At 60.2% G+C, this 10,533-nt stretch carries 7 protein-coding genes; 1 reads left to right on the plus strand and 6 read right to left on the minus strand.

The window, feature by feature from the left end; genetic code table 11:
* Positions 1-5 precede the first annotated feature (5 nt).
* Positions 6-1,688: a dipeptide ABC transporter ATP-binding protein gene (locus HMPREF3011_RS03955; protein WP_070841203.1), complete on the plus strand. Its 1,683-nt coding sequence runs from the start codon at positions 6-8 to the stop codon at positions 1,686-1,688.
* 211 nt (positions 1,689-1,899) lie between these two features.
* On the opposite strand, the gene HMPREF3011_RS03960 is transcribed toward HMPREF3011_RS03955, so the two are convergent.
* The 6 genes from HMPREF3011_RS03960 to HMPREF3011_RS03985 form a co-directional block, all read right to left on the minus strand.
* A complete protein-coding gene (locus HMPREF3011_RS03960; protein WP_049181799.1) occupies positions 1,900-2,643 on the minus strand; it encodes a response regulator transcription factor in 744 nt (247 codons plus the stop codon).
* 6 nt (positions 2,644-2,649) lie between these two features.
* Positions 2,650-5,253, minus strand: coding sequence for a sensor histidine kinase (locus tag HMPREF3011_RS03965; RefSeq protein WP_070841191.1), 2,604 nt, complete (start codon positions 5,251-5,253; stop codon positions 2,650-2,652).
* A 46-nt stretch (positions 5,254-5,299) separates the two neighbouring features.
* Positions 5,300-5,890, minus strand: coding sequence for a K(+)-transporting ATPase subunit C (gene kdpC / locus HMPREF3011_RS03970; RefSeq protein ID WP_048734312.1), 591 nt, complete (start codon positions 5,888-5,890; stop codon positions 5,300-5,302).
* A gap of 81 nt (positions 5,891-5,971) precedes the next feature.
* Entirely contained in the window at positions 5,972-8,080 is a 2,109-nt protein-coding gene (kdpB, locus tag HMPREF3011_RS03975; RefSeq protein ID WP_049181801.1) for a potassium-transporting ATPase subunit KdpB, read from the minus strand.
* A complete protein-coding gene (gene kdpA / locus HMPREF3011_RS03980) occupies positions 8,077-9,729 on the minus strand; it encodes a potassium-transporting ATPase subunit KdpA (protein WP_049181802.1) in 1,653 nt (550 codons plus the stop codon). The genes kdpB and kdpA overlap by 4 nt, the downstream gene beginning before the upstream one ends.
* Positions 9,726-9,818: a potassium-transporting ATPase subunit F gene (locus tag HMPREF3011_RS03985; RefSeq protein ID WP_016421618.1), complete on the minus strand. Its 93-nt coding sequence runs from the start codon at positions 9,816-9,818 to the stop codon at positions 9,726-9,728. The genes kdpA and HMPREF3011_RS03985 overlap by 4 nt, the downstream gene beginning before the upstream one ends.
* Between the last annotated feature and the right edge of the window lie 715 nt (positions 9,819-10,533).

Here is a 10,533-nt window from a genome sequence, read left to right on the forward strand (position 1 = left end):
CGTCGATGAGCACTGACACTAACAAGACCGCGGCACCAATTCTCACCCTGAAGGACGTCTGCATCGGCTTTCCGACGACCACAGCGTCCGGCCGCCGCAGTAAATCGTTGACCGATGTGGTGCACAACGTCGACCTGGAGGTTTTCCCCGGTGAGACAGTCGCCATTGTCGGCGAGTCCGGCTCGGGTAAGTCCACCACTGTCCACGCCGCACTGGGGCTGTTGCCCGGTGATGGTGAAGTCACCGGTGGCACCATCACCTTCGATGGCCGTGACATCACACACTTGACGGACCGCGAGTTTGTTAGCATCCGCGGCAACGGTATTGGCCTGGTCCCCCAGGATCCGATGACCAACCTCAATCCGGTGTGGACTATCGGTTCCCAGATTAAGGAGGCGCTGCGCGCCAATAACATCGCCACTGGCTCTGAAGCCCACAAAAAGGCGATTGAGCTGCTGGAACAGGCCGGCCTGCCGAATGCTAAAAAGCGCATCGACCAATACCCGCACGAGTTCTCCGGTGGTATGCGCCAGCGCGCACTTATCGCGATGGGCTTGGCCGCGCACCCAAAGCTACTGATTGCCGATGAGCCCACTTCCGCGCTCGACGTGACCGTGGCGAAGAAGATCCTTGACCACCTCGACAAGCTCACTAGCGAACTCGGCACGTCCGTGGTGCTTATTACTCATGACCTCGGTTTGGCTGCCGAGCGCGCTGACCGACTCGTCGTTATGCAAGCAGGACGTGTCGTGGAGACCGGCCCTGCCCTGGAAGTCCTCACTCGCCCGCAGCATCCATACACCAAGCAGCTGATCGCGGCGGCTCCGTCGCTGGCTGCCCGCCGCGGTGATCGCGTGGTGGCGGCGCCGACGACATCGGATGCGGATCAGAAGGAGATTCTGGTCGCGAAGAACTTGGTGCGCGACTTTGCCATCCCCGGCGACCGTCCGTGGCGCAAGGATTCCTTTCGCGCCGTCGATGACATCAGCTTTACGCTGCGCCGCGGTCGCACCATCGGAATCGTGGGCGAGTCCGGTTCGGGTAAGTCCACTGTCGCAAATATGGCGCTGGGGCTGCTCGATCCGACAGAGGGCGAAGTGCTTTTCGACGGTAACCGCGTCCAGGGCCGGAATCGTAAAGAGGAGCTCGAGCTGCGGCGTCGCATTCAGCCGATTTTCCAGAACCCGTATGCGACGCTGGACCCGATGCGCACGGTGCATTCCTCCATCGAGGAGCCGCTGCGGATTCACAAGATTGGCACCAAGCAGGAGCGTGAGCAGCGCGTATTCGAGCTTCTCGACCGCGTCGCGCTGCCCGCGGAGATGGGTCGCCGCTTCCCCGGTGAGCTGTCGGGTGGCCAGCGTCAACGTGTTGCGATTGCGCGTGCACTGGCCCTGAACCCTGAGGTTGTGGTCTGTGACGAGGCGGTGTCAGCCCTCGACGTGGTGGTTCAGGCTCAGGTGCTCGAACTGCTTGCTGAGCTGCAGGAAGAGATGGATTTGGCCTACCTCTTTATTACGCATGACCTCGCTGTGGTGCGGCAGGTGGCTGATGAGGTCATCGTGATGGAGCACGGCAAGATGGTTGAACACCGTCCTACCGACGATCTCTTCGACCACCCGGAGAAGGAATACACCCAGCGGCTGCTGGACGCTATTCCGGGCGCTTCGCTGGATTTGGATCTGTAGCTGGGCGGTGCCGCCCCCCCCCACACAGCACTTCACTCCACCCTCTGGGCTGGGGCAGATCGCACTTCACGACACGGGTGCCACCTCGTGCCAGCTGTGGAGGTGGCATGAGGTGACACCTGTGTCGTGAAGTCGCGAGGAGAGGCAGGCAGGCGAGCGGGAAGGCGGGAACGTGCAGGCGGGCAAGCAAGAACGGGCAAGCAGCCGGCTGCTACTCCTCGTCCAGCACCATGCGATAACCGACCCCCACCTCAGTGCGCAAGTACTTGTTGTGAGCCTGCTGAGGCTCAATCTTGTGGCGCAGCTGGGAGATGTAAACGCGCAGGTAGTTGGTCTCTTTTTCGTACTGGTCACCCCAGACGGCCTTGAGAAGCTCCAGTTTGGTCACCAGTTCGCCACGATGCTGCACCAGGTAGACCAGGATGTCCCACTCGCGCGGGGTCAGATGCACGAGCTCGTCCGCCACGAGAACTTGCCGTTTGGCCAGGTCAACCATTAGATGACCATCTGCGGAGGTCACCTTCGGCACCTCTTCGACCACTACTTTGCTAGCACGCCGCATGGTTGAACGCAGCCGAGCCAACAACTCCCCCATCGAGAAAGGCTTGGTGACGTAGTCATCGGCCCCTTCATTGAGGGCGTTGATTTTCCCCGCCTCGTCGTGACGTGCGGAGACAATCAGCACTGGAATATCGCTCCACCTGCGCAAAGAACGCAGAACTTCCAGGCCACTGACATCGGGCAAGCCCAGATCCAGGAGAACGGCGTCGGGCTTCCACTCGCTGACCGCGGCTAACGCCCGCGTGGCCGTTTGCGCGACACGTGGCTCGTAACCGCGGGCTTTTAAACTGACAAGCACAGTGCGGGCCATGGCGACATCATCCTCGACGATGAGTATCTTTCGCCCGGGTTTGTTGCCAGCCTGACCAGCGGGTTGTCCTGAACTGAGATTCATGGAATCCTACTTTCTCTCGCCCATTGCACGCGGCAACGTCAGCACGAAGGTAGCACCGCCGCCGGGTGTCTGTTCGGCGCGGATGGCGCCTCCCATGGCGTCGGCAAAACGCGAGGCGGCGGCAAGTCCCAGACCAAGGCCCTGAGATTGTGCCGAGTAGTCGCCAAGGCGTTGGAACGGTTGAAAAATCTCCTCCAACTTATCCTCCGGGATGCCCTTACCGTGGTCAATGATCAAAATGTCTATGCATGCGCTCGCAGCGATAGCACCCAGCGAGCCCATAACCGGCATGTCGGCGGGACCGCGCACACCGCGCTCGCTGGGCCGCGTACGAATGATCAGGCTCGACTCCGGTGCGTACTGACGGCCGTTGATGACAATGTTGGAAACAATGCGCTGGATCAGCCCAGGATCGCCTTCCACCATGCAGGCGTCATGGTCAATATCGCGGTCAATGTGACCTGCGGCTTCCGGCAGCTCCGCACATACCGCGTCCACAACATCGGAGACGCTAACCGGCACACTTTCCACCCGCTTGGTGCTGGAGTCGATGCGGCTGGCATCGAGTAGGTTGCCAATGACCACCTCTAGGCGGTCAGCGGAACTCTCGATTGTCTCCATGAGGATGAGACGCGTTTCGTCGTCAAGCTCAACGTCCTCCATGTTCATGCTGGAGATCGCAGCCTTGATGCTGGCCAGCGGTGTGCGCAGGTCATGTGAAACGGCGGTCAGCACCGCGCTGCCCACGCGGTTGCCCGCCTCGAGGGCAGCGGTGGCGCGGCGCATCGCGGCGATTTCCTCCATGTCCATGAGCGCCCGGATGCGGGAACCGTGAGCCGCAATCATGGCAGTCTCAGCGGCGGTGAGTTCACGGCCACTGAGCACAAAGCGCAGGTCATCGCCGGAGCTGACCTTAGTCATCGGCAACTCTGTCGGCCACGGTTCGGACAAGCCGTGTTCGGCGGTGGTGACAATGGTCAACCACTTCTTGCGCTCTGAGGAGTAACGCTGCACGTCCACGCGCTCCATCGAGAACGTATCCGCCAAGCTGTGGACCAGGTTGGACATGTTGTCGCCATCGTGGACGACACCGTGTGCCAACTCGGACATTACGACTGCCTGATGCAAACTCCTGTCCGCCATCTCGCGGCGGCGCTCGGAACGCTCCACCACCGTCGCCACAGCTGCCGCAATCACACCGAAGAGCAGGATTTGAGCCAAGCTGGCCGGCTCGGTGATGGTCAGTGTTCTCACCGGGGCGGTGAAGTACCAGTTTGCCAGAATTGAGGAGACCACCACTGCCGCCAGCGCTGGCACCAACCCTGCCGCCATAGCGGCGAAGACTATCGGCATCAGATAGGTCAGCAGCAGTACGCCCAGGAACTCCGGGCCGGTGTCCAGCTGGTAGAGCAGCAACGTCAGTAGCACTGGCCCCACCAGTGCCAGCAGCCAACCGGTGATACGTCGCTCCTTGGAAAAGCGAGAGCGCAGTTTCTTGCGCCGCTTGGCTTTCTTCTCTGAGCTTGAGGAGATGATGTGCACATCGATGGGCCCAGCCTGGTCGATGATGCGCTGCGAGGTACTTAAGCCCACGTAGCGCCGCAGTCCTCGCTCCGAGCCAATGACCAGCTGCGATGCATTGACCGTGCGGGAGAACTCCAGCAGAATTCCCGGCACATCATCGCCCACGATGGTGCGCCACTGCCCACCCAGCGACTCGGTGAGATCCTGCAGCTTGCGCAGCCGACGCAGATACCCGCGGTCAAGGCCGTCGTCCTCGCCGGTGATGTGCACGACAATCATCTCGCGGCCGGCCACGCGACCGGTCATACGAGCACCGCGACGAATCATGGACTCCGCGTTCTCATCATCGCGCACGGCCACCACGACGCGCTCACGCGTGGTCCAGTGGTCGTCGATCTCCTCGTCTTCGCGGTAGGCATCGAGCACCTCCTCGACCTTGTCAGCCAGCCACAAAAGTGCCAGCTCACGCAGGGCGCTGAGGTTGCCCGGGCGGAAGTACTTGCGCAGCGCTAGTTCCGCTTGCTCCTTGCGGTAGATTTCGCCGCGAGACAGGCGGATGCGCAGGGCGTCCGGGCTCAAGTCGATGAGCTCAATCTCGTCCGCATCGCGGAGGACACGGTCGGGTACCGTCTCCATCTGGCGCACGCCGGTGACGGCCGCAACGACGTCGTTAAGCGATTCCAAGTGCTGGATGTTCATCGTCGAGATGACGTCGATGCCTGCGTCGAGAAGCTGGTAGACATCGTGCCAGCGCTTGCGTTGCTGAACGAACTCGTTGTCCGGCTCATCGGTAACGACGGTGTGCGCGAGCTCATCGACGAGGGCGACCTCGGGACGTATCTCGATAATCGCATCAACATCCAGCTCACGATAGGTGTTGCCGCGGTAGGACACCTTTCGACAATCCAACACTGGCAGGCCTTCGATGAGCTTCTTCGTCCGCTCGCGACCGTGGTGTTCCACCAGACCAATGACTACCTCGTGCCCACGGGAGTACAGATCGTGCCCCTCGCTCAACATGGCGCACGTCTTACCCACGCCCGGGGCGAACCCCAGGTAGACCTTCAGTTTTCCTCGCTTGGCCATTTCTTACAGACCTTTACTTGCCATACCTTGCCCAATCGCAGGATGCTTACTGTCCGTCTGTCAGAGCGGCGTTCAGCTTTACGACGTTGACCAGTCGCCCACCATCCTGCGAGCCCTGTTCCGTAATTGCGTTTTCACTATTTTCCGAGATCAACCGCTCAACCTCTGCCTGTGGCAGGTTGCGCTCCTTGGCCACGCGCGGTGCTTGCAGCTGTGCGTACTTCTCGGAGATATGCGGATCCAGACCGGAACCGGAGGCGGTGACTGCCTCCACCGGTACCTGGGCCGGGTCGATGCCCTCGCGGGCAGCGACATCGGTGCGGCGCTGTTCGATTTCAGCCTGGAACTCCTTGCTATACGGCGACACGTTCGATGCCGAAGACGACATCGCGTCGTAGCCATTATCCCCCGCAGCAGACGGGCGCGGGTAGAAAAATCCCGGCTTTGTCACTTCTTGGGCAATGAGCTCCGAGCCCTGGGCCTTGCCTGCGGAGTCATACATCATCGAGCCATCAGCGTTATCGGACCAGATTCGCCCCACTACCCAGATTGCGGCTGGGTACAGCAGGCCGATAACCACGGTGAGCAGCAAATATGCCTTGATTGTGGTGGATACCAACCGAAAGTTCTTGTTCATGTCCTTCTCGATTCTTTTCACATGTTGCGAGATGCCAAGTGCTGTGCGCTGGCTGCGCCGTTTGGCGCGAGGCCAAGGCACTTACATCCCGAACACTCCGGAGAGCAGGAGGTCAATAATTTTGATGCCGACAAACGGTGCGATGATGCCACCGACACCGAAGATGAGCAGGTTGCGGCTCAGCAGTGAGGCAGCCGACCCGGCGCGGTACTTCACGCCCTTGAGAGCCAGCGGAATCAAGGCGACAATCACCAGCGCGTTGAAGATCACTGCAGACAGGATGGCGCTTTCCGGCGAATGCAGGTTCATGATGTTGAGCTTGTCCAGGCCAGGCAGCGCCGTGACGAACATGGCTGGAATGATGGCGAAGTACTTCGCCACGTCATTGGCAATGGAGAAGGTGGTCAGCGCACCGCGGGTAATCAGCAACTGCTTGCCGATTCCCACCACGTCAATGAGCTTGGTCGGATCCGAATCCAGGTCCACCATGTTGGCCGCTTCCTTCGCCGCCGACGTACCAGTGTTCATTGCCACGCCCACATCTGCCTGCGCCAATGCCGGTGCATCGTTGGTGCCGTCACCGGTCATGGCGACCAGGCGTCCCTTCGACTGCTCCTTGCGGATCAACTCTAGCTTCTGCTCCGGGGTGGCCTCAGCGAGCACATCGTCGACGCCGGCCTCCTTCGCAATCGCATGCGCCGTCACCGCATTGTCGCCCGTGATCATGACGGTACGAATGCCCATTTCACGCAGCTGATCGAAACGCTCACGCATGCCAGGCTTAACGACGTCCTTGAGATAAATAACACCCAGCACTCGTCCGGACTCACCGCTGGTTACTTCGTCGCCGCCAAATACCTCGGCGACCACCAGCGCGGTACCGCCCGCTTCCGAAATGCGCTGGACAATGCCATCGACCTCGGGCGGCACGGTGGCACCGATGCACTTCATCAGCTTCACAATCTCCATTGCGGCACCCTTGACTACCTTGCGTTTCTTCTCGCCGCCGGTAGCGGGGAACTCGATACCACTCATACGAGTCTGAGCGGTAAAGGGAATGAAGGTCGCATTGGCATAGACGGATTCGTCGATGCGTTCATTCGATTCGGTTTCCGCGAGCTCGACAATGGAGCGGCCCTCGGGGGTTTCGTCGGCAAGCGAAGAAAGCTGGCAGGCGTGTACCAATTCAGCGTGCGTGGTGTCGCCGACCTCGGAGAACTCCGCAGCCTGACGGTTACCGAAGGTGATGGTGCCGGTCTTGTCTAGCAGCAGCGTGGCGACGTCACCAGCGGCCTCAACCGCACGGCCCGACATGGCCAACACGTTGTGCTGAACCAGGCGGTCCATACCGGCGATACCAATAGCGGACAGCAGCGCGCCGATAGTGGTCGGGATCAGGCAGATCAGCAGTGCGACCAGTACCAATGGGTCCTGCTCAGCGCCGTTGAAGACAGCCATTGGTGCCAAGGCGATGACGACCATGAGGAAGATCAGGGTCAACACGTGCAGCAGGGAACCAAGTGCCAGCTCGTTCGGAGTCTTCTTGCGCTGTGCGCCTTCGACCAGACCAATCATGCGATCCATGAAGCTCTCACCGGGCATGGTGGTGACCTCGATGGCGATGGCGTCGGAAAGCACGCGTGTACCACCGGTGACCGCGCACCGATCACCGCCGGCCTCGCGGATGACCGGCGCGGACTCACCGGTAATGGCGGACTCATCGACACTGGCAGCGCCGACGATCACGTCGCCATCGGCGGGAATCGGCTCGCCGGCGGAGACGATGACGATGTCACCCGGAACCAGGTCCGTGGCCGCGACCTTGGTGGTCTGCGCGGCTGGGTTCTCCAGTGCTGCAGCGGCGTTGGCGCCGTTGTTGAGCTTGAAGGCATCAGAGGTGGTGCGCGAAGCGCGCAGCGATTCCGCCTGTGCCTTGCCGCGGCCCTCAGCGACGGCTTCCGCCAGCGTTGCAAAAAGTACCGTCAACCACAGCCACACCGTGATGGAAATACTGAACAGCGACGGGTGCGCAATGGCCAGGACCAGCGTAAATGCGGCACCGACTTCGACCAGGAACATCACCGGGGTGGCGATGAGCTGGCGCGGGTTCATCTTGCTCAGCGCCAGCGGCAGAGCCGCTTTCAGTGCGCTGGGAGAAAATGCGGAAGATGCGTTGGAATTCTTGCTCATGACAGGGCCTCCGTCAGCGGACCTAGGACGAGGGTTGGTAGGAAGGTCAGGGCGCTGACGATGATTGCGATGGCAACGGTCAGGCCGACAAACTGCGGTCGGTGAGTTGGCAGGGTGCCAGCGGTCTCGGCGGCTGGTCGCTGCTTGGCGAAGTCACCAGCCAGACCCAGCACCATGACAATTGGAAGAAAGCGACCAAACAGCATGGCGAAACCGAGGCTCATGTTGAACCACGGGGTATCGGCACCGAAGCCCGCGAATGCCGAACCATTGTTGTTGGACGCACTGGTGAAGGCGTAAATCAGGTCGGAGAAACCGTGCGGTCCGTCAGCGGACACGGAGTCCAGCGTCGACGGCAGCATGGTGGAGATACCGACACCTGCCAGCACCAGCACTGGCATGACCAGGATGTAGAGGCAAACCTTGGTGATTTCCGAAACACCAATGCGCTTGCCCAGGTATTCCGGGGTACGGCCGACCATCAGGCCGGCGATGAATACGGTCAGGATGGCGATGATGAGCATGCCGTAGAGACCGGAGCCCACACCACCAGGGCTGATCTCGCCCAGCAGCATGTTCAGCATGAGCATGCCGCCTGCCAGTGGTGAGTAGCTGGAGTGGAAGCTGTCCACCGCGCCTGTCGACGTCATGGTGGTGGTCACCGCAAAGAAGGAACTCGGCAGCACGCCAAAGCGCATTTCCTTGCCCTCCATGCCGCCACCTTGGAAGGTCTGCAGCGCAGTCTCGCTGGACATAACGACAGCCAGAGAGATGAAGTAGAGCACCGCCATGGTGGACAGAATTGCCCAGCCCTGACGCTTGTCACCGATGATGACACCGAATGCCCTGGTCAACGAGACCGGAATCAACAGGATAAGGAAGATTTCCAGCATGTTGGTCCACGCATTCGGGTTTTCAAATGGATGCGCGGAGTTGGCGTTGAAGTAGCCACCGCCGTTGGTGCCCAATTCCTTGATGACCTCCTGCGATGCCACGGCACCGCTCGGGATAGTCTGGCTGCCGCCGGTGACAGTCTGGATAGTCTGTGGGGCCGAGAAATTCTGGATGGCACCCTGCGAAATCAGCAGAATTGCACCAATAGCGGCGATGGGCAGCAGCACTCGCAGGACGGTACGAGTCAGATCTACCCAGAAGTTGCCGATGTTGCCGTCACCGTGACGGTTGGCCAGGCCTCGGACCAGCGCCACCGCCACTGCAATACCGACTGCGGCGGAGACGAAGTTCTGAACTGCCAGGCCAGCCATCTGGGTTAGCACTGTCATGGCTTCTTCACCGGAGTAGGACTGCCAGTTGGTGTTGGTGGTAAACGACACCGCGGTGTTCCACGCCTGGTCCGGAGAAACTGGGCCCTTGCCGTGGTTGAGCGGTAGCCACTGCTGCACTCGCTGCAGCAGGTAGACGAAGATGACGCTGACAGCGGAGAAGCTCAACACACTGGCGGTGTACTTTGTCCAGTGCTGGTTGGCCTCTGGGCGCACACCGATGGCGCGGTAGAAACCGCGCTCAACACCCAAGTGTTTATCAGTGGTGAATACCCGCCCCATGTAATTGCCGAGCGGGATGTAAAGGATGGCCAGTGCGGCCATCACGATGATTACCGGGACAAATCCCATAATGACGTTGCTCACGAGAATCGCTCCGGATCAATCAGGGCGACCAGAACATAGCCCAATGCCGCCAAACCTAAAATGGCGCCGACGATCAATTCCCACGTCATAGTTTCTTCACCGCCTTTGCGCAGCCCTGCAGTAGCAGGAAGGCCGCAATGGTGAGTAGAAGAAGCAAAATGTCTACGAACATGACAGTTATAAAACACCCATACCTACTGCGGCGGGCACCTATTAACGCTTTTTTAACACCCGACTGAACTGGGGTTATGCGCTTAGAGATGCGCGAATGCACTTCTGATTAAGAAAGTGCCAATGCAGGTACGCGGCGAATTAATACCAGCTTCGGGGCTGAGTGGGCTGAGCAGGCGCACTGGTGTTGCCGACTTATCGATGGTTTTCCGTGACCTGTCGATGACTTCCCTTGTCTTATCGATGGTTTTCCGCCACTTATGCGCACGTTGTGGGGTCTACCTGAGCACTTGTCGATGCGTTATTCACTGATGGCCACGCTATAGCGCATCGACAGGTGAATAGCTCATCGACAAGTGGCCGACCGCCCCTGCCCCTCGCCGCCCCTGCCCTCGCCGGCCCCGTCCCCGCCGTCTCCGCCCCAGCCGGACCACGCGCTACCCGAAGGTTTTTGGACACGGAGCATAGGCGCGAAGCATAAAAAAAACCGGGCACCACACTTCCTGCGTGATACCCGGTTTTAATGGATTGAGTTAGGCCGAAGCAACCGGCCCGAAGCAACCAACCTAGAAGTGGCTGACTAAGCCTGACTAGTTAGTCCTCCGGTGCGAGCTCGCTTTCGGTAACCCACTT

This window comes from Corynebacterium sp. HMSC074C04, assembly GCF_001838295.1.
Classification (GTDB): Bacteria; Actinomycetota; Actinomycetes; order Mycobacteriales; family Mycobacteriaceae; genus Corynebacterium; species Corynebacterium amycolatum.